At 56.5% G+C, this 23633-nt stretch carries 18 protein-coding genes and 2 tRNA genes; 16 read left to right on the plus strand and 4 right to left on the minus strand.

Going from position 1 to position 23633, the window contains the following annotated elements; all coding sequences use genetic code 11:
* Positions 1 to 160 precede the first annotated feature (160 nt).
* Positions 161 to 325, minus strand: a complete 165-nt coding sequence (locus tag NBH13_RS02770; protein ID WP_250778890.1) for a hypothetical protein — start codon at positions 323 to 325, stop codon at positions 161 to 163.
* A 293-nt stretch (positions 326 to 618) separates the two neighbouring features.
* Here NBH13_RS02770 and gltX point away from each other — a divergent pair, with 293 nt between their 5' ends.
* From gltX to NBH13_RS02790, 4 genes are all read left to right on the plus strand, one after another.
* The gene (gene gltX / locus NBH13_RS02775) at positions 619 to 2139 is read left to right on the plus strand and encodes a glutamate--tRNA ligase (RefSeq protein ID WP_099571065.1); all 1521 of its coding nucleotides are present in this window, start codon (positions 619 to 621) and stop codon (positions 2137 to 2139) included.
* A 206-nt stretch (positions 2140 to 2345) separates the two neighbouring features.
* Positions 2346 to 2418: transfer RNA gene (locus NBH13_RS02780), tRNA-Glu, on the plus strand.
* Positions 2419 to 2456: 38 nt separating this feature from the next.
* Positions 2457 to 2531 (plus strand) — tRNA-Gln (locus NBH13_RS02785).
* A gap of 91 nt (positions 2532 to 2622) precedes the next feature.
* Positions 2623 to 4131 carry a metallophosphoesterase family protein gene (locus NBH13_RS02790; RefSeq protein ID WP_250778892.1) on the plus strand — a complete coding sequence of 503 codons (1509 nt, stop codon included), beginning with the start codon at positions 2623 to 2625 and terminating at the stop codon, positions 4129 to 4131.
* A gap of 111 nt (positions 4132 to 4242) precedes the next feature.
* Here NBH13_RS02790 and NBH13_RS02795 read toward each other — a convergent pair whose 3' ends face one another.
* Complete coding sequence (locus NBH13_RS02795; RefSeq protein WP_143253530.1) at positions 4243 to 4983, minus strand: IclR family transcriptional regulator; 741 nt, start codon at positions 4981 to 4983, stop codon at positions 4243 to 4245.
* A 439-nt stretch (positions 4984 to 5422) separates the two neighbouring features.
* Here NBH13_RS02795 and leuC point away from each other — a divergent pair, with 439 nt between their 5' ends.
* The 8 genes from leuC to NBH13_RS02835 all read left to right on the plus strand — a co-directional run bounded on the left by leuC (position 5423) and on the right by NBH13_RS02835 (position 16490).
* A complete protein-coding gene (leuC, locus tag NBH13_RS02800) occupies positions 5423 to 6826 on the plus strand; it encodes a 3-isopropylmalate dehydratase large subunit (protein WP_250778894.1) in 1404 nt (467 codons plus the stop codon).
* 163 nt (positions 6827 to 6989) lie between these two features.
* On the plus strand, positions 6990 to 7679 hold the full coding sequence (gene leuD / locus NBH13_RS02805; RefSeq protein WP_144090179.1) for a 3-isopropylmalate dehydratase small subunit: 690 nt from the start codon (positions 6990 to 6992) through the stop codon (positions 7677 to 7679).
* A gap of 285 nt (positions 7680 to 7964) precedes the next feature.
* A complete protein-coding gene (locus NBH13_RS02810; RefSeq protein ID WP_250778896.1) occupies positions 7965 to 9137 on the plus strand; it encodes a beta/alpha barrel domain-containing protein in 1173 nt (390 codons plus the stop codon).
* Between the two features lie 314 nt (positions 9138 to 9451).
* A complete protein-coding gene (gene murA / locus NBH13_RS02815; protein WP_099571058.1) occupies positions 9452 to 10777 on the plus strand; it encodes a UDP-N-acetylglucosamine 1-carboxyvinyltransferase in 1326 nt (441 codons plus the stop codon).
* Between the two features lie 726 nt (positions 10778 to 11503).
* Positions 11504 to 12385 carry a lysophospholipid acyltransferase family protein gene (locus tag NBH13_RS02820; RefSeq protein ID WP_250778898.1) on the plus strand — a complete coding sequence of 294 codons (882 nt, stop codon included), beginning with the start codon at positions 11504 to 11506 and terminating at the stop codon, positions 12383 to 12385.
* Between the two features lie 191 nt (positions 12386 to 12576).
* Positions 12577 to 13575, plus strand: coding sequence for an NAD(P)H-dependent glycerol-3-phosphate dehydrogenase (locus tag NBH13_RS02825; protein WP_099571056.1), 999 nt, complete (start codon positions 12577 to 12579; stop codon positions 13573 to 13575).
* Positions 13576 to 14051: 476 nt separating this feature from the next.
* Positions 14052 to 15188 carry a D-alanine--D-alanine ligase family protein gene (locus NBH13_RS02830; protein WP_099571055.1) on the plus strand — a complete coding sequence of 379 codons (1137 nt, stop codon included), beginning with the start codon at positions 14052 to 14054 and terminating at the stop codon, positions 15186 to 15188.
* Positions 15189 to 15368: 180 nt separating this feature from the next.
* Positions 15369 to 16490 carry a CPBP family intramembrane glutamic endopeptidase gene (locus NBH13_RS02835; protein WP_250778899.1) on the plus strand — a complete coding sequence of 374 codons (1122 nt, stop codon included), beginning with the start codon at positions 15369 to 15371 and terminating at the stop codon, positions 16488 to 16490.
* A 93-nt stretch (positions 16491 to 16583) separates the two neighbouring features.
* Here the strand turns inward: NBH13_RS02835 and NBH13_RS02840 are convergent, their stop codons facing one another.
* The gene (locus NBH13_RS02840; RefSeq protein WP_099571053.1) at positions 16584 to 17369 is read right to left on the minus strand and encodes a mechanosensitive ion channel family protein; all 786 of its coding nucleotides are present in this window, start codon (positions 17367 to 17369) and stop codon (positions 16584 to 16586) included.
* 224 nt (positions 17370 to 17593) lie between these two features.
* Between NBH13_RS02840 and NBH13_RS02845 the strand changes: the two genes are divergently transcribed.
* The 4 genes from NBH13_RS02845 (at position 17594) to NBH13_RS02860 (ending at position 22298) form a co-directional block, all read left to right on the plus strand.
* Positions 17594 to 18838 carry an Mbeg1-like protein gene (locus NBH13_RS02845; protein ID WP_250778901.1) on the plus strand — a complete coding sequence of 415 codons (1245 nt, stop codon included), beginning with the start codon at positions 17594 to 17596 and terminating at the stop codon, positions 18836 to 18838.
* The gene (locus NBH13_RS02850; RefSeq protein ID WP_250778903.1) at positions 18838 to 20043 is read left to right on the plus strand and encodes a DUF2974 domain-containing protein; all 1206 of its coding nucleotides are present in this window, start codon (positions 18838 to 18840) and stop codon (positions 20041 to 20043) included. The genes NBH13_RS02845 and NBH13_RS02850 overlap by 1 nt, the downstream gene beginning before the upstream one ends.
* Positions 20044 to 20228: 185 nt before the next feature.
* Complete coding sequence (locus NBH13_RS02855; RefSeq protein WP_144164450.1) at positions 20229 to 20936, plus strand: TetR/AcrR family transcriptional regulator; 708 nt, start codon at positions 20229 to 20231, stop codon at positions 20934 to 20936.
* A gap of 171 nt (positions 20937 to 21107) precedes the next feature.
* A complete protein-coding gene (locus NBH13_RS02860) occupies positions 21108 to 22298 on the plus strand; it encodes a pyridoxal phosphate-dependent aminotransferase (RefSeq protein WP_250778904.1) in 1191 nt (396 codons plus the stop codon).
* Between the two features lie 360 nt (positions 22299 to 22658).
* On the opposite strand, the gene gnd is transcribed toward NBH13_RS02860, so the two are convergent.
* Positions 22659 to 23552: a phosphogluconate dehydrogenase (NAD(+)-dependent, decarboxylating) gene (gnd, locus tag NBH13_RS02865; protein ID WP_250778906.1), complete on the minus strand. Its 894-nt coding sequence runs from the start codon at positions 23550 to 23552 to the stop codon at positions 22659 to 22661.
* Positions 23553 to 23633 lie beyond the last annotated feature (81 nt).

The raw sequence follows: 23633 nt of genomic DNA on the forward strand, positions 1-23633 counted from the left end.
TCCAGCGCCTCGCGGCGGAACCCGTCGTCGTAACGTCTCCTTCGATCCTCACGCATACGAAAGAACCGCACCTCCGATCATCGAATCTGAATTTCTTCAGTCCAACAATCGGGGTGCGGTTCATGACTGCAGTGCCGGGATTTTTATTTTCTGACTTGGGTTATCTTCTGACGCGTTGGGGGAGCTCGTCGATGGCGCGGCTCATGCCCAGCATGGTGTTGTAGGGATTGGTGGCTTCGACCATTGGGTCGATAAGTTGCAGGATGTTCATGACTGCGAAAAGCGAGTCGGTGCGCACTGGTTTGCCATTTTCGATGCTACGCACCGTATTGATGTTGACGCCCGCGCGAATGGCTACATCCTCCAAGGTGAGGCGAAGGAGTTTGCGTTGGATTTGTGCGTGTTCGCCAAGCTTCCGTAGTGTTCTGCTTACTTTTGTCGGCGTGTATTTCATGGTGGCCCCCGGCCTATTAATTATATGTATTTTATATCTTATCAGCAATAAGATATAAAATACATATAATTAACAATTTAAGAAACTGATTGTTGCCGGCATTGTCGGCGAGTCGGTGTGTGGGGATGGGTGGCACGTCCGGTTTGCGGGGCACAATGGAACCTATGACTGAAGCTGAAAACACCAAACCAGAACTTCCTGAGAATGTTCGCGTGCGCTTCTGCCCGTCTCCGACCGGCATTCCGCACGTCGGCATGGTCCGTACCGCACTGTTCAACTGGGCTGAGGCCCGCCACACCAAGGGCACGTTCGTGTTCCGTATTGAAGATACGGACGCCCAGCGTGACTCCGAGGAAAGCTACAACCAGATCATCGAAGCCCTGAATTGGCTGGGTATCGACTGGGATGAGGGCATCAACGTGGGCGGTCCCGACGGTCCGTACCGCCAGTCCGAGCGCGGCGACATCTACAAGGACGTCGCAGCCAAGTTGCTCGAAGCCGGCTATGCGTACGAATCCTTCTCCACTCCGGAAGAAATCGAAGCCCGCAACGTGGCTGCAGGCCGTCCGAAGGCATTCGGCTACGACGGTTACGACCGCAATCTCACCGAAGAGCAGAAGGCCGCTTTCCGTGCGGAAGGACGTAAGCCCGCCCTGCGTATCCGCATGCCCGACGAGGATATCGCGTTCGACGATCTGATCCGTGGCCGCATTGAATTCAAGGCTGGTTCCGTGCCGGATTACGTGATCGTGCGCCCGAACGGCGATCCGCTGTACACGCTGACCAATCCGGTCGACGACGCCATGATGAACATCAACGTGGTGCTGCGCGGCGAGGATCTGTTGAGCTCGACCCCGCGTCAGATCGTGCTCTACCGTTACCTGATCGAGTTGGGTGTGGCTAAGGAAATGCCGCTGTTCGGCCACATGCCGTACGTGATGGGCCAGGGCAACAAGAAGCTTTCCAAGCGCGATCCGGAATCCAACCTGTTTCTGCACCGCGACAACGGTTTCATTCGCGAGGGCCTGTTGAACTATCTGGCACTGCTGGGCTGGTCCATCGCCGCCGACCGCGACGTGTTCTCCATGGAAGAGATGATCGAAAAGTTCGACGTGCGTGACGTCAAGGCCAATCCGGCCCGTTTCGACATCGACAAGGCCATTTCCATCAACGCCGAACACATTCGCATGCTCGAACCGCAGGACTTTCTGAACCGTGCCGTGCCGTATCTGAACCGTGACGGCGTGGTTTCCGCTGATTCCTGGGATGCGCTGACCGACCGTGAGCGCGAAGTGCTGTCCGCTTCCGTGGAACTCGTGCAGCCGCGCGTGCGCCTGCTGGGCGAGGTTGCGGGCATGGTCGGCTCGCTGCTCTCCACCGAGGGCTATATCGAGCCTGACGACGATGCCAAGAAGCAGTTGAAGGATTCCGCTCCGGCGGTGCTCGACGCTGCCATCGCCGCGCTTTCCGCTGTCGATGAGGCTGATTGGAAGACCGACTTCCTGCATGAGACGCTGAACAAGGCGCTGATTGAGGATGGCGGTTACAAGCCGCGTCTGGCATTCGGCCCTGTGCGCGTAGCCATGAGCGGCCGTCGTGTGTCTCCGCCGCTGTTCGAATCCATGGAGATCGTCGGCAAGGAGATCACCGTCGCTCGCCTGCAGGGTTTGCGCGAGCACCTGTGATGTGCTGATTCGTGCGTTTGCATGATTGCATGACTATTGACCCGCTGGAATGTTTTGTTCCAGCGGGTTTTGTTGTTCTTGGGATGATGTTCAAAAATGGTGGAAAATGGCGCGACACGCCGTGACTTGCGTACTCATGCGGATTCGCGTATATTTATCACTCGTTGCGGTTCACGGCTTAGCTGAGAATCACAGCAATAACTCAAGCCCCCGTCGTCTAGCGGTCTAGGACTACGCCCTCTCACGGCGCCAACACCGGTTCAAATCCGGTCGGGGGTACGACGGACAACTTTTCGAAGTTGCCACGCCTGCCAAATTGGGATGTGGTGTAATTGGCAACACAGCTGATTCTGGTTCAGCCATTCTTGGTTCGAGTCCAGGCATCCCAGCCAATGACCCTCGCAGATGCGAGGGTTTTTTGTTTTTCACAAGTATGTCTGCCAGTACAGCATAGTTCACGAAAATTGCACTACCCTAGGAAACATGACTGAATTGCAGAACGCAGCAAAAGCCGCGGCCACGCGACCGCGCATCCAACCGGCGGAAGAAGGCGACAATCGCCCGCTTTCCGTATCCGCGCGACTGGGACGACTGCAATTCCACCAATCCGGCAAATTCCGGGTTTTGCAGCTTACCGACATTCAAGACGGGCCGAAAGTCAGCAAAGACACCGTCAAACTCATCGAAGCGTCGCTGGACGCCACACGGCCGGACATTGTTATCTTCACCGGCAATCAGATCGCAGGATACGATCCCGCATACGCGCAAACCACACGTAAACGCCGGTGGAGCGCGTCTGCCGAAACTGCGCGCGAGACCTCCTCATCCAAGTCCTCCGAGGCGTCCGAACGTTTCGAAGCCGCATTAGAACGCACCCGCACATCCGTGCGCGCCACCATCGAACAGCTCGTGCATCCGCTCGTCGACCGTAGCATTCCGTGGGCGGTGACCTTCGGCAATCATGATTTTCAGTGCGGGTTGGGCAATGCGGAAATCGAAAGCATTTGCAGGGAATTTCCCGGATGCCTGAATCCTGATCCTACGGGAGACGAGAGCAACGCTGGAAGCGCAGATTCTGCGGAAATCGTGGATTCCGCGAAAGGTACGGATTCTGCGCGACTTCAGGCGGAGCAATATTTGCCGAGCCAACGCGTGTTTGCCTGCGAGTCGGGAACATTCGCGTTGCCGGTTTCCGACGTGGATCGTACGACGTCCGTGCTTGGTCTGGTATTGCTGGATTCAGGCGATTATGCACGTTCCGGCGGGTACGGAAGCCCGTCCGCGGAGGCGTTGCGATTCCTTGCCAAAGTGCCGGAAATGATGGCCGCGCAATCTCAGGAACAGGTAGGATCGCACGAAACCGCGCAAACGCAGGAACAGGCAGTGCCGTGCATGGTATTTCAACATTTTCCGGTGCAACAGTATTACCAACTGTTGAAGCCGGCTGCGGCGAATGCGGCGCGCGCGATCGAAGGCTACCGCAATTTCGCCGGAAAACACTACGTTTTGGACGAGGAGAAAACGCTTCCCGGCAGTTATTTGGGGGAGGGCATCAGCTGTCCCGATGCAGACAGCGGCGAATTTGCGATTTTGGAACAATACGGGTATTTCGCGATTTCCGCGGGGCATGATCACCGCAATGCGTTCGTTGGAACGGTACCTGTTCCGCAAAATTCCGATGATGCGCGGACGGTGAAGGTTTTGCCGAAGACGATTGACGGGCTGATGATGATCGCGTCGCCCACCAGCGGTTTCGGATCGTACGGTCCGGTGCCGCAGAAGAGGGCCGCACGTCTGATCGAGTTCGACATTCGACATCCGTACGAGCCGCGCACACAGCTACTGGAATACGGCGAATTGGTAGGCAAGCCGAGCGCGGGCAAGGCGTACGCATACGGTATGACCAGCGAGTCGAAGCCCGAATCCGAAGGTGTGGACCTGCTGCATAGGTCAACCTGGTGGAGCAAACTGCTGTCTTGGCTGCGCAAGTAAACGGCAATCGCGGCAAATGAAAACCGCAAATGAAAACCGTGCCTTGCATGCGTTGCAAAGCACGGTCGAAAAGCTTGCGAAGCCGTACGGTCATAAGACCGTAACTGCCTGTCAGCGGCCGGAAGAAGCCTTAATCAGGGCGTCAGTCAAATATTTGCCGGCAGCCATGACCAGCGGGGCGTAACGGCGTCCGGGATTGGATCCCATACGACCGTCCGGGCCGGAAATCGAAATTGCGGCAATCACCTGACCGGAAGCATTGCGAATCGGCGCGGAAATCGAGCATACGCCCTCATCGCGTTCGTTCACGGATTCGGCCCAACCGCGCTTGCGTACGGCGGTAAGTTTGGCCGCGGTGAACTTGGCGTGACGCAACCCCTGATGCAGACGTTCGGAATCCTCCCAAGCCAGCAGAATCTGGGCTGCGGAACCGGCCTCCATCGACAGCATCGCACCAACCGGAATGGAATCGCGCAAACCGGACGCGCGCTCCACAGCGGCAATGCATACGCGCATATCGCCCTGACGGCGGTAAATCTGCGCGGATTCGCCGGTACGATCCAGCAACGTCTGCAAAATCGGCGCGGCTGCGGTCAGCAAACGATCCTCGCCGGCAGCTGCGGCCAATTCCGCAAAACGCGATCCAAGAACGAAACGACCATGCTGATCACGCAACACAAAACGGTGACGTTCCAACGCAATCGCCAGTCGATGCGCGGTCGGTCGGGCCAAGCCCGTCGAGGAAACCAGCTGCCCGAGCGTTGCCGGGCCGGATTCGAGCGCGTCAAGGATCTTGACGGTCTTGTCAAGCACACCCACACCGGAATGAATCTCGTTGCTTTGAGAAGACATCGTGCGGTGGTTTTCAGCTTGAAGCTCAGTCTCATTCGACTGCGATTCAGGCATGGCGGTGCTTGTATTCGAAGAAGTCATAAGAGGGATTATGCCATCTCACATATTGAAATGCAAAATGTACGCAATGTCGGACTGCGGTAAAGCAGAAATTTTTTAATTCTTACTCGGTAATGGAAAAGTTGGGAAAATGTTGAATTATCAACGATTATGTTGGCGCGTGCGGGGAAGTGCGGGGAAGTATGTCGCATTTCGCGTGTTTTGAGCGTGAATTGACATGAACTCAACGCATACATGATACGTGCGTTGCGTGCAAGTATCTCATATACCGGCATAGACACATTCGAACCAGACTCAAACACCATAGGCTTGTAGCACGAATAATGCGGGTTGGCAATACCCGCGAGGAAAAAGTGAGGAAACTCGAGGAGGTCCCGCAATGGGAACGACATTGGCCGAGAAGGTCTGGGCCGATCATTTGGTACGCAAGGGCAGCGATGGGGCTCCCGACTTGCTGTACATTGATCTGATGCTCATGCACGAAGTCACCAGTCCGCAGGCGTTCGAAGGCTTGCGACTGGCCGGACGCAAGCCGCGTCACCTTGACCAGCTGATCGCAACGGAAGATCACAACACTCCGACTGCCAACATCGACCGCCCGAATCCGGATGAGATCTCCGCACTGCAGCTGAGCACGCTCGAAAAGAACTGCAAGGATTTCGGCGTACGTCTGTGCCCGCTGGGAGACGCCGATCAGGGCGTGGTGCACGCGTTCGCACCAATGCTGGGCCTGACTCAGCCGGGCATGACGATCGTGTGCGGCGACTCGCACACCTCCACGCACGGCGCGTTCGGCGCCATGGCCATCGGCATCGGCACCTCCGAAGTCGAACATGTTATGGCAACGCAGACCCTGAGCCTGAAGCCGTTCAAGACCATGGCCGTGAATATCGAAGGTGAACTGCCGAAGGGTGTCACCGCAAAAGACATTATCCTTGCGATCATCGCAAAGATCGGCACCGGCGGCGGCCAAGGGCACGTTATCGAATATCGCGGCGAAGCCATCAAAAAACTGTCGATGGACGCACGCATGACCATCTGCAACATGTCAATTGAAGCAGGCGCCCGCGCCGGCATGATCGCACCGGACGAAGTGACGTTCGAATACCTGAAAGGACGCCCGCACGCACCGGAAGGCGAAATGTGGGACAAGGCCGTCGAATACTGGAAGACGCTGAAAACCGACGACGACGCCGTGTTCGACAAGGAAGTGACCATCAAGGCTGAAGACCTCGAACCGTACGTGACTTGGGGCACCAATCCGGGCCAGGGCATCAAAATCTCTGGCGTGGTGCCGGATCCGGCCTCGTTCAATGACGAAACCGAGCGTACTGCGGCCGAGCGTGCCATCGCCTACATGGGCTTGACGCCGGGCATGCGCATCAAAGACATTGCCGTGGATACCGTGTTCATCGGCTCCTGCACCAACGGACGCCTTGAAGATCTGCGCGTGGCCGCCTCCATTATGAAGGGGCATCACAAGGCCGAAAACATTCACCGCGTGCTCGTGGTGCCGGCCTCCTCTCGCGTGCGTTTGCAGGCGGAAAAGGAAGGACTCGACAAGATATTCAAGGACTTCGGTGCCGAATGGCGTAACGCCGGCTGCTCCATGTGCCTGGGCATGAACCCCGACAAGATGGTGGCTCGCGAACGTTCCATTTCCACGTCGAACCGCAACTTCGAAGGCCGTCAGGGCAAGGGGTCGCGCACGCACTTGGCATCGCCGGCAGTCGCCGCAGCAACCGCCATCCGCGGTACCATCTCGTCTCCGGCCGACCTGTGAATCCTAGGAAATCCCTGTTTTTCGGATTCCGGAAAATCGTAAGTGATGTCGAATCTTGAGAATTATTGATCTGAAGAAGTTTCGAATCCTTGATAAATCCGGAATCCTTGAAAAACTTGATTTTCTGGCATCCTGTGAATCGTAAATCGAAAGAAATGTTGAAATGGAAAAACTGACTACTCTTACCGGCGTGGCCGTGCCGCTTCGCCGCTCCAACGTCGATACCGACCAGATTATTCCCGCCGTGTTTTTGAAGCGCGTGCAGAAGTCCGGTTTTGACGACGCGCTGTTCTACGCATGGCGTCGCGATCCGGAATTCGTTCTCAACCAGCCGGAATACAAACAGGGCAAGATTCTCGTGGCCGGGCCGGATTTCGGCATCGGCTCTTCGCGTGAACATGCCGTGTGGGCGCTGCACGATTACGGTTTCCGCGTGGTGATTTCGTCTCGTTTCGCCGACATTTTCTACGGCAACACCGCAAAGAACGGCGTGCTGGCTGCGATTATGCCGCAGGAATCCGTTGAGCTGCTGTGGAAGCTGCTCGACGAGGAGCCGGGCCGTGAAATGACCGTGAGTCTGGAAGATCGCACGGTGACGTGCGGCGACGTGACGCTGCCGTTCGAGGTGAACGACTACACCCGCTGGCGCTTGATGAACGGCTACGACGATATCGATCTGACGTTGCAGTATGAAGACGATATCGTGGCATACGAGAAGATGCGTGCCGAAAAGTTCCCGTTCAAGCCGAAGACGCTGCCGGTCAAGCGCGAACCGGAGCAGACGATCGCTTCCGCACGCGAAGGCGAATACCCGGATTGGCAGGGTCCGCTTGCCGATCGCGGCATTATCTGAGTTGGCGTCTGGCTAGCTGCGCGGGCTGTTTGTGCGGGGTGATTCCTCCAGTGGGTGGAAGGATCACCCCGCTTGCATTGTTGCGCAGGCTGTTTGCGGGAGGATTCCTCCAGTGGGTGGAGGTTTTGGGACTTTGAGACGGTCCGTAGCGGGAGGATTCTTCCAGTGACTGGAGGAATTGGGACGTCGGGATTGCCGATTATGTGAGATTTGCGCGGGTTTTGCATATAAGACGCGCTATGGTGGGCTTATTGGTTTGCGCTTTCGTAGCTTTCGGAGAGAAATATGAGTCAGGGTTTCGCGCCGTTTTATGATGTCAATCGCACGTATGAAGACAATTATTTGCAAGGGCCGTTTGGCGCGTTTGCCGAAGCGCTGAAGGCTGATTCGTCTGATTCTGCAGATTCGGTCGCTCCTGTTGCTGCGGCTGCGTCCAATTCTTCCAGTGAAGATCAGACTGCCCATGTTGTTCAGGCTCAAGCTCAGGAATTCCTTGGTTTTCGCGTGAATCTGCCGTTCGGCATTCCGGCAGGTCCACTGCTGAACGAGCGTTTCACTACGGCTGCCTTCCGTATGGGTTTCGATTTGGCCGTGTATAAGACGGTTCGCTCCCGCGCATGGGGCTGCAATGCGTTCCCGAACGTGCTTGCCGTGCATCCGAGGAATGCTGACGGTTCACTGGTTCCCGGCAGTGCCGAACTTGACGAGGGTGTGCTTGCCGACACCCGCTATGAGCTTCCGATTTCGATTTCCAACAGTTTCGGCGTTCCCTCCCGTGATCCGGACGAGTGGCAGCCGGATATGCAAAAGGCGATCGCGGCGGCCGGCGATGGTCAGCTGCTGGTGCCGAGCTTCCAAGGTTCCCGCGTGGAAGGCATGGATCGCGAGGCATACATTGCCGATCACGTCACCACCGCGCATTTGGTTGCCGAAACTGGCGCTGGCCTGATGGAAATGAACACCAGTTGCCCGAATGAGGGGCATAATCGTCTGCTGTGCCACGATCCGCATTTGGTTGGCGAGATTACGGAAGCAGTGAAGAACGAAATCGGCGATCGTCCGCTGATTGTGAAGCTCGCATACATTCCGAACGATGCCGATCTGGAGATCATGGTGCGGGAAACCGCCGGTCATGGTGCGGTGCAGGGCTTTTCCACGATCAACACGATTTCCGCGAAACTGGTGGATGCGAACGGCAATCAGGCGTTGCCTGGTGCGGGTCGTGACCGTTCGGGCGTGTGCGGCAATGCGATTCGTGGCGCCGGTCTCGATATGGTCGGCCGTTTGAGTGCGATTCGTGAGAAGTTGGGGCTTGATTTTGCGATCGTCGGCGTGGGCGGTGTGATTCGTCCGGAAGATTACAAGGCGTACCGTGAGGCTGGTGCGAACGCGGTGATGAGTGCCACGGGTGCCATGTGGAACGCTCATCTGGCTCAAGACATTAAAGCTTCGTTGTGATCGTTGTGATTACGGCTCCATCTGTGGCTGATTTGTGATTTGGCGTCCATTCTTCCCAGTGACTGGAGGTTTTTGGACGCTGAGGTGCGGTTTGGCGGGGTGATTGTTCCAGCGACTGGGGAAATCTTCCCGCTGAGATGGCTGTTTGTGGGTGGAATGTTCCAGTGACTGGAAGTTTTGGACGAAAGTCGAACGAAATTGGGAGACACTGCGCTGAACGCGGCATTTCACGAGCCCACTACATGCCTTATGGCAAACTGAAGGTTAGTGTGTTTCAAGCTTGAACCGTGTAAGGGAAGCGAAAGAGGTTGAGCGTGTCTGACAATAACAACGACATTCTGCACGTCGAAGGTGGCAAGCCGCTGAACGGCACCATCAAGGTGCGTGGCGCGAAGAACTTCGTGAGCAAGGCCATGGTGGCGGCGCTGCTCGCCCCGGGCACGTCCGTGTTGAAGAATGTTCCGGAGATTCGCGACGTGCATGTGGTCTCCGATCTGCTGCGCCTGCATGGCGTGGACGTTACGGTGGACGGCGATCATGGCGTGGTCACGATCGACGCCACGAATGTACAGCTTGCTGACGTGGCCGACGTGGATACGCTGTCCGGCTCGTCGCGCATTCCGATCCTGTTCTCCGGTCCGCTGCTGCACCGTTTGGGTGAAGCGTTCATTCCGGCTCTCGGCGGATGCAATATCGGCGGTCGTCCGATTGATTTCCATCTGGAAACGTTGCGCAAGTTGGGCGCTAACGTCGATAAGGAACATAAGGACGGCATTCATATCACCGCTCCGAACGGCTTGCATGGCGCGAAGATTCATCTGCCGTACCCGTCGGTAGGCGCTACCGAGCAGACGCTGCTTGCCGCAGTGCTTGCGGAAGGCAAGACGGAACTTTCCGGCGCTGCCACCGAACCTGAGATCATGGATTTGGTGTGCGTGCTGCAGAAGATGGGTGCGATTATTTCCGTGGATGTGGATCGTACGTTCCGTATCGAAGGTGTGAAGGAGTTGAAAGGTTACACGCACACCTCGCTGACCGACCGCATCGAGGCCGCTTCTTGGGCTTCTGCGGCATTGGCCACGCATGGCGACATTTTTGTCAAGGGTGCCACGCAGCCTGAAATGATGACGTTCCTGAACGTGTTCCGCAAGATCGGTGGTGAGTTCGACATCACCGATAACGGCATTCGTTTCTGGCATCCGGGCGGCGATTTGAAGCCGGTCGCAATCGAAACTGATGTGCATCCGGGCTTCATGACCGACTGGCAGCAGCCGCTGGTGGTGGCGTTGACGCAGGCGAAGGGCCTGTCGATCGTACACGAAACGGTGTATGAGAATCGTTTCGGTTTCACGAAGCCACTGGTGCAGATGGGTGCCACGATTCAGCTGTATCGCGAATGCCTTGGATCGTTGCCGTGCCGTTTCCAGCAGCGCAATTACAAGCATTCCGCGGTCATTTTCGGACCGACCCCGTTGACCGGCCGCGATATTGACGTGCCGGATCTGCGCGGTGGCTTCAGCCATCTGATCGCCGCATTGACGGCGAAGGGTCCGTCCAACGTGCAGGGCATTTCGCTGATTGACCGCGGTTACGCTGATTTCCGTGGCAAGCTCGAAGCTCTCGGCGCAGATTTCGACTGATTTGTTGCCTGATTTAGCTGATATAGCTTGATTGGCTTGGTAAGGCCGGTGTTCGCAACAGTGGACACCGGCCTTTTGCTTACATATTGCCGTTACGTGTGTATTGCCGTTGCTCGCTTTCAAAAAGCATAGTAATTCAGTGTGCAAATTGTTGAGCTTAATTTATGGGTTATGGCACGTAATAGTGATGCAATAGTGTCATTGTTTTTGAAAATAATGACTATTTCGGCAGAGATTCTTTCGGAATAGCACTATGATTGTCGATATTGAATGGCGTTTGCAACGATGTGAACAGCCAGAAGTCCTCATCGTTATTGTGTGTATTGCATGTTTGTCCCCGTGTCTCGGGTGGGGGTGAATTACTTGTAAATAAAGCATTTTTTGCGGCAAAAGGGGGTATTCTGCTTATGAGAGAGGGCGCAACTGCAGGGGTGTATCAACGATCTCAGTGACGCTGTGGAGGAATCCGCGGCCACTGAAGTGGCGTAAGCCTACAGACATAGGCAGTTGGGGGCTGAGCTGAAGAGTGGTGACGCAAATGAAGCGGCGTTGCCCAGGCTCACAAAGACGGAAAACGGCGGAACGGGTGGAAGGTGAATCGGCCCCTGGTTCCGCCTTTTCATATATTCGCTTCGTATATTCCGCGTTTTTTGTATTTCGTGTGTGCGTCGTGCATGAGCGCAATCGCCCCAACCAAGCGGAATGGGTGGTGGCAGAATGGAACGCATGGCATCCAAAGGAAAACCCTCGCCGCGTTCCGCGGTCAAACCGTTAAGCGACGAACAGGTCGCAAAGCTCGCACAGCATCACCATCTCGTTGATCCAACCCATGATTTTCCATGCGGGCCACGCAAAGCCAACACTGCGGAAATCGAAGCGCAGAATCCGAAAGCGACCCACCGACTGCTCGCCGGATGCGACATCGTATTCCGTAATCGCACCAAACTCAAGGCGTGGGGCATCGAACATGTGCCGGAAACCGGTCCATTCATCACCGCGGCCACGCACGTCACCATGTTCGACGTGTTCGTGCCCATGATCTCCATATTCCACCAAGGCCGCCGCCCGCGTTATATGGCCAAAGCCGAAATGGCCTCGTGGCCGCTGATTGGCAAATGGTTCCAGCTGGTAGGCATGCAGCCCGTGCAACGACGTGCTGGCAAGGCGAAAGCCATCGAGGAGACCTCCGTGGAAATCCTCACCTCCGGCCGACCCCTAACCGTATGGCCGGAAGGCACGGTAACGCGCGACCCGCAGAAATGGCCGATGAGCATGAAAAACGGCGTGGGTGTGATCGCACTTGAGGCCTCACGCCGACTCGGCTATCAGATTCCGCTGTATTGCGCGGTAACGTGGGGTGCGGCAAGCATCAACCATTGGTGGCCGTGGCCGCGTAAAAACGTGGTCATGTGCTACGACGAGGCGCTTGATTATGCGGATCTGCTCGCCGATTGCGATTCCTGGGGTGAGGAAGTGCCGGAAGATCTCGCCAACGAACTCACTCGACGCATCCGCGTACGCATGACCGAAGTCATGGCCGAAATCCGCGGCGAACAAGCCCCCGACGGATATTGGGATTATCGCACGATGAGCCGAGTGAAGGACTGAATCGAAAAAAAGACCGAACACTCGATTGCTGAAATGAAGTAATCGAAATACTGCCGGCCGATTGCGCGTACGTGTTGCGCGTATTGCGGTATGCATCGCGGTGTGCGTAGCCGGCGGTAGCATAAGGAAAGCAATTTTTGAGCCAAGACTCCGGACTATGAATGGTGCCTGGAGCAATGCAAGGAGCAAATATGACGAACGTGACGGTACTGGGCGCAGGAGCTTGGGGAACCGCTTTCGGTCAGGTGCTTGCCGATGCAGGCAACAATGTGACCATGTGGGCCATCGAACCGGAGATCGTGGAAGGCATTCGCGACCACCATCACAACGGTGTTCGCCTGCCCAGCGTGAAAGTGCTGCCAAGCAACATGACTGCCACCGGCGACCGTGCCGAAGCCGTAGCCAACGCCGACATTATCATCGTGGCCATCGCGGCGCAGTTCGCACGCGTCGCGCTCGCCGAATTCAAAGAGCTCATTCCCGAAACCGCGCTTGTGGCATCCCTGATGAAAGGCATTGAACGCACTACCGGCAAGCGCATGGACGAAGTCGTTATGGAAACGCTCGACCTGCCGGCCGACCGCTTCGCCGCCATTTCCGGACCGAACCTGAGCAAGCAGATCGCCGACCGCGAGCCGGCCGCAACCGTGGTTGCCTGCGAAAATCTCGACAATGCACGCAAGATCGCAGCCGCCTGCACCACCGACTATTTCCGTGCGTTCGTAACCCGCGACGTAATCGGCTTGGAAATGTGCGGATCGCTGAAGAACGTGGTCGCGCTGGCTGTGGGCATGGCCCGCGGCGCCGGCTACGGCGAAAACACCGCCGCCATGATCGAAACCCGCGGTCTGGCCGAACTGACCGCCCTGGGAGAGGCGGCAGGCGCCGATCCGAAGACGTTCGCCGGTTTGGCGGGCGTGGGCGATCTGATCGCCACCTGCGGATCCCCGTTGAGCCGCAACTACACGTTCGGCTCCAACCTGGGCAAGGGCCTGAGCGTTGAGGAAGCCACCAAGGTGAGCAACGGCGTGGCCGAAGGCGTGCCGACCACCGATGCGGTAGTGGCGCTCGGCAAGCAGTATGGCGTGCCCACGCCGCTCGCCACCGCCATGAGCCACGTGCTTTCCGATGGCATCTCCTGCGCGCAAATGCTGTCCGAACTTTTCGGCGAAGGCATCAGCGAAGAATAATCTTTCCGCAATATCGCAATTGCAAATAAGACCGCACTTTCAGGTGCGGTCTTTTTATTTTTTCGAGACATGCGATTGCGTAAAACGTCAATCGGAATTTGTTAATCGTCAATCGCCATATATTCGGCAATAATAGTAAATCTGTATAAAAATAGTCTAATCGTAATTAGTCTAATCGTAATTAGACAAAGCGCTTAAGCTCGGTTTTTCAGGCTGCAATCGCATCATTCCAACGTTTGATTCCGTATTCTATGATTCATGAAAATAGGACATGAGCGACGGGCGTGTGTAATCATGGTTCGTCGCGTGTGGCTGTGGGGTGCGGTTTGTATACTGAACTGCGATATTGCGAACGTGCGATATCGCAGGCGAACAGTAGTGCAAACCGGCGCGATATTGCGAGAACAAACAGTATTGACAGACGGTATTGGGCGCGTGTGCGTTCAACGGACCAATTTATGGAGCATAAGACAAAGATGGCAAAACAGCGCATTGTGGTGATGTATGGCGGCAAAGCCGACGAGCATTCGATTTCCTGCATCTCTGCGGCGGGCGTGTTGCGCGCGTTGGATACTGACAAGTTCGAAGCCATTGAGGTGGGAATTACCAAGAACGGCGAGTGGATCGTAGACGGCGAGGATCCGCGCAAGTGGAACATGAGCGAAGGTATGCCGACGGTGGAGAAGACGGATTCCTCCAAAGATGTGGTGCTGGATGTGGCACTCGGTCAGGATGGTTTCTTCGCTCGTGAAGATGACGGCACGTTGACTTCGCTTGGCCACGTGGACGCCGTGCTTCCGGTATTGCATGGTCCGTACGGTGAGGATGGCACGATTCAGGGCCTGTTCGAAATGATGAACGTGCCGTACGTTGGCTGCGGTGTGCTCGCTTCCGCCGCGTGCATGGACAAGCATTATACGAAGGTTTTGCTGGCTGCGGCCGGTATTTCCGTGGCTCCCGGCATCACGTTGGATGCGCGCGATTATGATGCCGCTTCCGAATTCGCCGCAGACGCGGACGAGATGCTTGCCGCGGTGCAACAGGCCGGATTGCAGTACCCGCTGTTCGTGAAGCCGTCCCGCGCCGGTTCCAGCTTCGGTGTGACCAAGGTCGAACATGAGGGCGATGCGGCCGAGCTTGCCGCCGCCGTGTTCGAAGCGTCCCACCATGATTGGCGTGTGCTCGTGGAACAGGGAATCGACGCACGCGAAATCGAATGCGCCGTGCTCTGCCCGAAGGCCGGCGAGGCTCCGCAGGCCAGCTGGCCGGGCGAAATCGTGCTTGACAAGCGTGCCGAGGGCGACGACCAGTTCTATGATTTCGACAGCAAATACATGAACTCCGACGCAAGCCATGTGGAAGTGCCCGCAAGTCTGCCGGAAGAAACCCTGAACCGTGTGCGCGAAACCGCCAAAAAAGCGTTCATCGCGGTCGACGGCACCGGCCTGAGCCGCGTCGATACCTTCGTGACGGCCGACGGCGAAGTGATGGTCAACGAAATCAACACCATGCCGGGCTTCACCCCGATTTCCATGTATCCCAAGGCATGGGAGGCGACCGGCGTGAACTACACCGACCTGATCACCATGCTGATCGAAGGCGTGCTGCGCTGATTTCGAGTGTGTGGCGGCTCCGCGTCCGATCGTAGTGCTTGCCATGTGATCCTTTTCGTTGCGGACGCTTATGGCGACGGTCGTGAGATTGTAAGCTGATATTCAGCATTCCTGTACTAAGGTGCTGAGTATCAGCATTTTCATATATGCACTTCCGTGCACGTCGTCGCAAAGGCAGATATGACGTTTCCGCAGTACCCCCAATATCCGCAGCGGCCGCAACAACCGCAGCCGCGGCAGAATCCGCAACAACCATCCCAATATCAGCAATATCCGCAACAACCGCAGTATCCGCAGCCGCAAGCCAATCCTTATGAACTTTGGCTCAGGCGCGTGAAAAGCGTGTTCTCCCGCATCGGCGGAAGCATGTGCCTGATGGTGGTGATCTGGTATGCGCTTGCAACGGTGCTTTCCAGCGTGCTCTATCAGGTACTGCACACCACGAATCTGCCGAATTGGGCGGCGTATGTGGCATCGGATGTCCCTTTGTATCTCGTGGCCATGCCGCTCGCGGTACTGATCATGGGCAAATCGTCGGTCATTGCAACACGCAAGTTCGACATGAAACCGAGCCAATTCTTCAAACTGCTGGTCATGTGCTTCCCGCTCATGTATGCGGGCAGCCTTATCGGCAATATGCTGTCGTCGCTGCTCTCCGGAGGCAACGCCAGCAATTCGGTAAGTGACCTGGCCATGCAATTCGACGTGTGGAACGTGGTGTTCCTTGTGATTCTCGGACCGTTGTTCGAAGAATGGATCTTCCGCAAGGAACTCATCAGCCGCACGCGCAAATACGGCGAAAAAACCGCGATTGTGTTCTCCTCGCTGTTCTTTGGCTTGGTGCACATGAACCTGTTCCAATTCTTCTACGCATTCGCATTGGGGCTTGTGTTCGGCTACGTGTACGTGCGTACCAGCAAACTGCGTTATTCGGTGGTCATGCACATGTTCGTCAACTTCATGGGCGGTGTGGTCGCGCCGTGGGTGGTGAAGAACATTGACATCGACAGCCTGATGAACGTGCTGACAAGTGCGGAAAACGGCGACGGAACGGCCATGATGCAGTGGGTAGATCAGAATGCGACGGGAATGATGATATTCGGCATCTATATGCTGCTGTATTACGGTCTGATCATTGCGGGTGTCGTGCTGCTTATTCGTGAACGTAAGAATTTTGAATTCTATACCGCGCCCGAAGAATTGCCTCGCGGCGTTCGCACGGGCACGGCAATAATGAACGTCGGTGTAATTACTTACATTGTAGTGACGGTTATTATTACGGCAATCAATCTAATGATGTAATAATTTCAGCATAAAAAAGTGCCGCATGTGGAATACTGCATGCGGCACTTTTTATGTATGGGCCAATCGCGATTTTCTCTGTTCGCGAGGAGATCACGATTCCTCGTTAATGGCGCGATTCTCAAGAAAATCAGCATTGGCGATGGAACGTGCCACGACGTTGATCATGTCGGAAAGTAACAATCCCGGCTTGGCAAACGCGCACACTTCAGCATTGATGCCGTAAGGGGAGTAGCCGGTCAGCCTCACTTTCGGAGGGAAGCGCGGATCAGCCAAATCGGCGGTGTCGCGCTGCACGGCCTCCACCACCTGACGGGTCATCTCGTCGATGTCAGTGCCGGCCTTGGCGGTGAACGGCACACGAACCATCATCTCATTGGACGGATTGAGTTTTTCCAGCGACGCGGTGTTCAGAATCGAATTCGGAATGATTTTGATATTGCCGTTGCGCTCGCGCACCACGGTCTGACGCCAGTTGATGTCTTCGACCACGCCATCGGTGCCCGCAACGTTTACCAGATCGCCCGGCTGGATCACACGGCCAAGCATCAGACCGAAACCGCCGATGATGTTCGCGATCGTATCTTTCATACCGAGCGACACCGCAAGACCGCCGATGCCGAGCGCGGTGAAAATCGTGGTCGGATTAATGCCGAACACAGGCTGCAGCACAGTGCCCACAGCCAACGTCCACACCACCGCACGCAGAATATTGATGAAAATCGAAGCGTTCGGCACTTGCGAACGGTCCAGCACTTTGCTCACGATTCGGGTAAGCGCCTTGTCGATAACGGCCGCAAGCAGTGCGACGACAATGAGCAGAATGATTTTTCCGGAATTGGCTTTCAGCCAATCCACAGCGATTTCAATCGGTTCCATGGTGTTCTGGAGCGTCCCTTCATAAGTTCGATTCGCAAGTATTACTGGTGCGCGACTTGCGTTCACTGCACCTGCGATGTGTGTTCGCAACTTGCGTTCGCACATATCCTACAGTGTGTGGCTGAGTCGGTTTGAGCGTGGGCGTGCGGGGAGCGCGTGCGAACATTTGGGGGAATGCGCGTGGTGACATGTGGTCGGAACTGCGGACGGGCTAGAGTTGAGGCATGGGCAATGTTGTGGATTATGTGCGCCGCGAGTTTCGCGGGTTCGGCGAATTGGCGTTCAGCAATGTCGATTCCCTGGTGCTTTCCGAGCTTTCCTACATGCGATTGCTGGGTTTGGTTCCGGCATTCGGCGAGGCCAAGTCGGTGGCGACCGTGCCGATCCGTGAATTGCTGCGCGCCGAAAGCTACGATGAGATGTTTGTTTCGAATTCCTCTGAAATGAACGATTATCGGCTTTCGATACTGCGTGCGGTTTGCGAATCGCCGCGATTCCGCGGGTTGCGGGTGGGGGAGTATGCCGAACGTTTGGATGAGGGCGAGCAGCAGCAATTCGCTGCGATGACTTTCGATTTGGGTGCTGATTTCGGCTTATATGTTGCATTCCGTGGCACTGATGGCACGCTCGTCGGTTGGAAAGAGGATTTCAATATGGCGGTGCGCTGCCCAGTGCCGTCGCAAGAATCGGCATATCGATATGCGGACTCGATTTTGGATAGGACGGAACGTTTCCTTTCGGCGAAGGAATCGCCCGGCATTATGCTCGGCGGGCATTCCAAAGGCGGCAACATGGCGGTATATGCGGCCATGCAAATCACGCAAAGCGATATTGAAGCGACCAACGAGCGTGCGCAACGGCTCGGACTGCTGCCGGCGCTCGGCGGAAGCGTGTCGGGACGCAACTGCAGAATCTCCCGCATTTTCTCGCATGATGGGCCTGGAATGTCTCAAGTCATGGTGCATAGCCGCGCATATCAGGCAATCGCGGCACGAATCGACAAAACCGTGCCGGAATCCTCCATCATCGGCATGCTGTTGCAATCGCAAATCAAACCAACCTTCGTCAAAGCCGACGCCATAAGCATTCTGCAGCATATGGGATCGAGCTGGCAGGTGACGCAATCCGGCGAATTCGAGCGGGCAGGCGAGTTGACAGGCGGTGCGCAACTCATCGGCAAAACCATCGACGGATGGTTCGACCGCGTAAACCAGGAACAGCGCGAGCGGGCCATCAACCAGATATACGACATCTTCGCAGCAGCAGGGTACGGTAATATCGCTGATTTGGTGGCGAATTGGACGGATTCGCTGCCGAAAATCGTGGCGGCCGCCAGGGGCACCGACGTTGAAACGCGCGAGCTCATCAAAGATGTGCTCAAGGCGATTCCGGCCAGCGCAGCGAAAGTCGCTGTCGGTGAACTGCGCAACGACGGTGAACTGCGCAACGACAAGGAGGGGGATGCGTGATGGGCAACATTATTGACTATGCGCGCACGGAAACGCGCAGTTTCGAGACATTGCCGTTCCGCGAGGCCGACGCATTGGTGTTGGCGCAGCTTTCGTACGACGAAGTACCGGAATGCGTGCTGCTATTGGACGATTTGGTAGCGAAATATGGTACGTTGCAGGCGCGTGCGAAGCAATTCGATATTCGACGTCCGATCGCATCGTTGCGTATGCTGCGCAAGCCCCCGTTTGGAGGTGTGACGATTGCGCGTGCCGATGACGAGCTGAACCACGACAAGCCTGTAGCCGACCATGACGTGGAGAACGTAGGATTGGTCGATCCGCAGGTGACGCACGACTTCTACCATGCTGTGGCGGCGAATCCGCGGTTTTCCGACGTTGAGATGAGTGCGTACTGCGAGCAGTTCGATGGCGACGCACAAACGCAGTTCGCGGCGGTGACTTTCCGGCTGCCGTCGGGAACGCTGGTTGTGGCGTTTCGAGGCACCGATGATTCGCTGGTCGGATGGAAGGAAGACTTCAACATGGCCTTCCAATACCCGGTTCCAGCACAGGTTTCCGCAGCTGAATACCTGAAAAAAGTCGCCTCGCTGTGGGATGGGCCGATACTGCTGACTGGTCACTCCAAAGGCGGTAATCTGGCCGTATATGCGGCCATGAACGCCGAAGACGAGATCAAGGGTCGAATTGAACGCATCTACTCGCTCGACGGGCCGGGTTTCCCCGAGGAAGTGGTGAAAAGCTTCGAATATGCGAGCGTGAGCGATCGCATTGTGAAAATCGTGCCGGACTCCTCGGTGGTGGGCATGGTGCTGGAAACCCCCGAACGTTGTGTGGTGGTGAAATCCGACGTGGATGGCATCATGCAGCATTTCGCCTTCTCGTGGCAGATGCACGGGGGTGAATTCGCCAAGGCCGAAGACGTGGCCGATAGTTCCGTGGTGTTCAACAAGTCACTGAACGGCTGGCTTGCGGGACTTTCCAAAGAACAGCGAGAGCATGCGGTCGACGCGCTGTTCTCCGTGCTCGAGGCTTCCGGAGCGGGCAGTATTTCCGCGATTGTGGCGGCCGGGCCAAAGGTGATTCCCGAAATGCTCGGCACATATGTTGGCTTGAGCGGTGAGGATCGACGCAACATCAATCAGGCGCTGGTGATTCTGTTGCAGGCGGCGCTCGCGCGCAACCCGAAGGTGCAACGCAAGTAGGGCGCGGGCGGGTGCCGTGGGTGGCGTGCGTATGCGACGTGCGTGACGTGCGCGACGTAAGTATGGTACTGCCGGCTGCGTTGTATTTGTAAATTCGTATGCGACATTCGGTGAAAAATGGTCTAGACAACTTGTACAATAAAACGTGGTTATGAGGCAACGTGACTAATTATCAGGGGGTACTGATGCCACGACCACGTAGGGATTCGGAAATCCTGCCAGCGAAAGATCGTCTTGAAAACGCTTTCTGGGAGCTGCTTTCGGAACGCGAGTACAACAAAATCACTGTCACCGACATCGTGCGCACGGCGGACGTGAATCGCAATTCCTTCTACTACCATTTCTCCGGATTACCGGAACTGGCCGATTCCGCCATTCTGCACGCCGTCGAAAACACGCCAATGCCGGGTGTGCCAGGGCGAGATTTCGATCCTGACACCGAATGGCGCAAGCACGTCACCGCGCTGATGCGTGACCCCGAACAGCGCCAGCGTCTCGACCGATTGGCATTGCTTGCCGGTCCGCACAGCTCACCGGAACTCGTTTCGTCGCTGAAAGAATTCGGGCGTTTGACCATGATTTCCGTGCTTGGACTGGATGCGGACCATCTCGATCTGAAAACCGATCTTATGCTCGACTTCACTGTCGGAGGTATGTTGGCGGTGTTGCAGCGCTGGCCGAAGTTGCATGAGAAACTGCCACTCGACACCGTATTCAACGAGGACGTCGCCGTGCTTGCGGCGGGCATGTTCATGTCGATGTCAAAAGCGGACATGCTTGAATATTGGCGCAGAATCTTCAGCAACGGTTTCGTGCCCGGCATGGAGGCCGCGCAGCGCAATCGACTGAGGGAAGCCGGGGAAGTCGAGGAAGCTAAAAGGACTGTCGAATAATACCGTTACATGACACCCTGCCCGCGATTGTGACAAAGCAGTGGTAGAAACGAAAGTGTTGCACGTTCGCCGCCATGAGGTGAATTCGCGATTGACTGACTGAATTGAGCCGGGCGCGGGCGTGCATGATATATGCGTCAGAAGTACGACAGTACGACAGGGAGGTTGTTCATGATCAACGAAGCCTACAAGGCCATGCTTGGCGGAAAGTCCGTGATCCGCGAGCTGAGTGAGTACGCGACCGCGCGTGGCGCCGAAATCGGCTACGAGAATGTGTTCGACTATTCGCTGGGCAATCCAAGCGTGCCCTGCCCGCAAAGCTTCACCGACGAAATGATCGCCCTGTATAAGGATGCGGAACCGGTCGCACTGCACGGATACTCGCCGTCGCTGGGTATTACCTCAGTGCGCACGGCCATTGCGGAAAGCCTCAACCGCCGCTTCGACATGGACTATACGGCCGACTACATCTTCCCGACCACGGGTGCGGCCGGAGCACTGGCCCACGCGCTGCGCGTGGTGACCAAACCGGGCGACGAAGTTATCACGTTTGCCCCATACTTTCCGGAATACCAGCCGTACGTCAACGGAACCGGCGCGCACCTGACCGTAGTGCCGGCCGACACCGAAAACTTCCAGATCAATTTCGACGCATTCGAACAGGCGTTGAACCCGGAAACCGCAGCGGTGCTCATCAATACGCCGAACAATCCTTCCGGAGCCGTCTATTCCGCCGAAACGCTGACTCGACTGGCTGAAATACTGCGGGCCAAGCAGATTGAATACGGGCATGACATCTTCCTGATCTCCGACGAACCGTACCGCGAAATCGTATTCGACGGGGGTGTGCAGCCGTATCCGAGCAAGTTCTACGACAACACGCTTTCGTGCTACTCGTACTCCAAGTCGCTGTCGCTGCCGGGCGAGCGCATCGGCTATGTGGCGGTGAACCCGCGTGCCACCGACGCCGAACTGATCGTGCCCATGTGCGGCCAAGTCAGCCGCGGAACCGGACACAACTGCCCAGGATCCAGCGTGCAGCTGGCCGTGGCCAAGGTGGTGGATGAGACCAGCGACCTTTCCGTGTACGAAAAGAACATGAACCTCTTGTACGACGCGCTGGTACGCCTCGGATTCGACGTAGTACGACCGGGCGGTACGTTCTACATTTTCCCGAAGGCGCTTGAGGAGGATGCGAACGCGTTCTGCATGAAAGCCAAGGACTACGACCTGATTCTCGTTCCGTCCGACAGCTTTGGCGTGCCCGGCTACTTCCGCATGGCGTACTGCATCGACACGGAGAAGGTGGAGCGTTCCATCGCCGCGCTCGAAAAGTTTGTGCACGAAGTCTACGGCCGCTGAGTTCCTGACCGGAACCTCTGACTGGAGCAATCCGGACGCAAATATGCTAAGGGGCGTGTATCTGCCTTATATATGGCAGATACACGCCCCTGTTCGGAGCTATCTCGCTTATATATGGCAGTTCGGTTGGCTAAAACCTGCCAAATCGTACCCTCGAAGTGCTGTTTCGCCGAGAGCGTCTGCCATGTATGAGCGAAATAGGCGTTCTTAAGCTGTGTGGAGTGTCCGTTTCTGCAGAATCGGACACTCATGGGCTGGTTTTGGGTGTTTGGATGTCCGATTCTGGTGAATCGGACAGTTGGGCTGCTGTTTTTGGATTCTGTTTGTCCGTTTCTGCAGAATCGGACATTCAAAGCACTCTCAGTGGGTGGCGATTTCGTCGATCTTGGTGACGTGGCCGCCGAACTGGGCGCGCATGGTGGAAACAACGCGCAGAATGTCATCCGCACCGCCGCGGGAAGTCTGCCGCGCGTAAAGTGCGGCCGCGGTGGCGGGGGTCGGCACGCCCAGTTCGAGCGCCGCCTCGATCATCCACTTCGCCTCGCCGGACTCGTTGGCCACCGGCGGCATGGATTCCAGCGTCGGATCGGACTTGAATGCGATCGCCAGCAGATCCAGCAGCCAGGACTGTACCACGGAACCGTCTCGCCATGAAGTCATCACGGCAGCGGGATCCTTGATGAGGTCGGACTTCACCATAGTGGCGAAGCCTTCGCCGAACGCCTGCATCATGCCGTATTCAATGCCGTTGTGCACCATTTTGGCGAAATGGCCGCCGCCGACCGGGCCTGTGAGCGCCAGTCCGGAATCGCCCTCAGGCTTGAGCGCTTCGAAAATCGGTCGGGCGCGTTCGAAATCCTCTTCGCTGCCGCCCACCATAAGCGCATACCCACGGTCGATGCCCCATATGCCGCCGGAAACACCGCAATCCATGAAGTGAATGCCCTTCGGTTCAAGTTCAGCCGCGTGGCGAGCGTCATCGGTGTAGCGGGAATTGCCACCATCGATAATCATGTCGCCAGGTTCCAACAGTTCCGCCAGTTCATTGATAGTGCTGTCGGTCGCCTCGCCTGCGGGCACCATTACCCATACGATGCGCGGCGCGGCGAGCGCGGCCACCATTTCCTCAAGGCTTGCCACAGTGCGGTCCGATTCGGGGGAGCGGTCGTATCCGACTACTTCGTGTCCGGCCGCAGCGATGCGCTTTGCCATATTTCCGCCCATTCGGCCCAAGCCGATCATTGCCAGCTGCATGATGTTCTTCTTTCTACGGTTTTTGATGTGGAATTAAATTGGGATTTAAATTGGATTCGAATTGGGATTGGTGCCGCCCAT

The sequence above is a fragment of the Bifidobacterium intestinale genome (assembly GCF_023656765.1).
Lineage (GTDB): Bacteria > Actinomycetota > Actinomycetes > Actinomycetales > Bifidobacteriaceae > Bifidobacterium > Bifidobacterium hominis.

Coding starts and splice junctions, on each gene's coding strand:
- gltX (WP_099571065.1), top strand. CDS start 619: ATGACTGAAGCTGAAAACACCAAACCAGAACTTCCTGAGAATGTTCGC.
- NBH13_RS02790 (WP_250778892.1), top strand. CDS start 2,623: ATGACTGAATTGCAGAACGCAGCAAAAGCCGCGGCCACGCGACCGCGC.
- NBH13_RS02795 (WP_143253530.1), bottom strand. CDS start 4,983: ATGTCTTCTCAAAGCAACGAGATTCATTCCGGTGTGGGTGTGCTTGAC.
- leuC (WP_250778894.1), top strand. CDS start 5,423: ATGGGAACGACATTGGCCGAGAAGGTCTGGGCCGATCATTTGGTACGC.
- leuD (WP_144090179.1), top strand. CDS start 6,990: ATGGAAAAACTGACTACTCTTACCGGCGTGGCCGTGCCGCTTCGCCGC.
- NBH13_RS02810 (WP_250778896.1), top strand. CDS start 7,965: ATGAGTCAGGGTTTCGCGCCGTTTTATGATGTCAATCGCACGTATGAA.
- NBH13_RS02820 (WP_250778898.1), top strand. CDS start 11,504: ATGGCATCCAAAGGAAAACCCTCGCCGCGTTCCGCGGTCAAACCGTTA.
- NBH13_RS02825 (WP_099571056.1), top strand. CDS start 12,577: ATGACGAACGTGACGGTACTGGGCGCAGGAGCTTGGGGAACCGCTTTC.
- NBH13_RS02830 (WP_099571055.1), top strand. CDS start 14,052: ATGGCAAAACAGCGCATTGTGGTGATGTATGGCGGCAAAGCCGACGAG.
- NBH13_RS02835 (WP_250778899.1), top strand. CDS start 15,369: ATGACGTTTCCGCAGTACCCCCAATATCCGCAGCGGCCGCAACAACCG.
- NBH13_RS02840 (WP_099571053.1), bottom strand. CDS start 17,369: ATGGAACCGATTGAAATCGCTGTGGATTGGCTGAAAGCCAATTCCGGA.
- NBH13_RS02845 (WP_250778901.1), top strand. CDS start 17,594: ATGGGCAATGTTGTGGATTATGTGCGCCGCGAGTTTCGCGGGTTCGGC.
- NBH13_RS02850 (WP_250778903.1), top strand. CDS start 18,838: ATGGGCAACATTATTGACTATGCGCGCACGGAAACGCGCAGTTTCGAG.
- NBH13_RS02855 (WP_144164450.1), top strand. CDS start 20,229: ATGCCACGACCACGTAGGGATTCGGAAATCCTGCCAGCGAAAGATCGT.
- NBH13_RS02860 (WP_250778904.1), top strand. CDS start 21,108: ATGATCAACGAAGCCTACAAGGCCATGCTTGGCGGAAAGTCCGTGATC.
- gnd (WP_250778906.1), bottom strand. CDS start 23,552: ATGCAGCTGGCAATGATCGGCTTGGGCCGAATGGGCGGAAATATGGCA.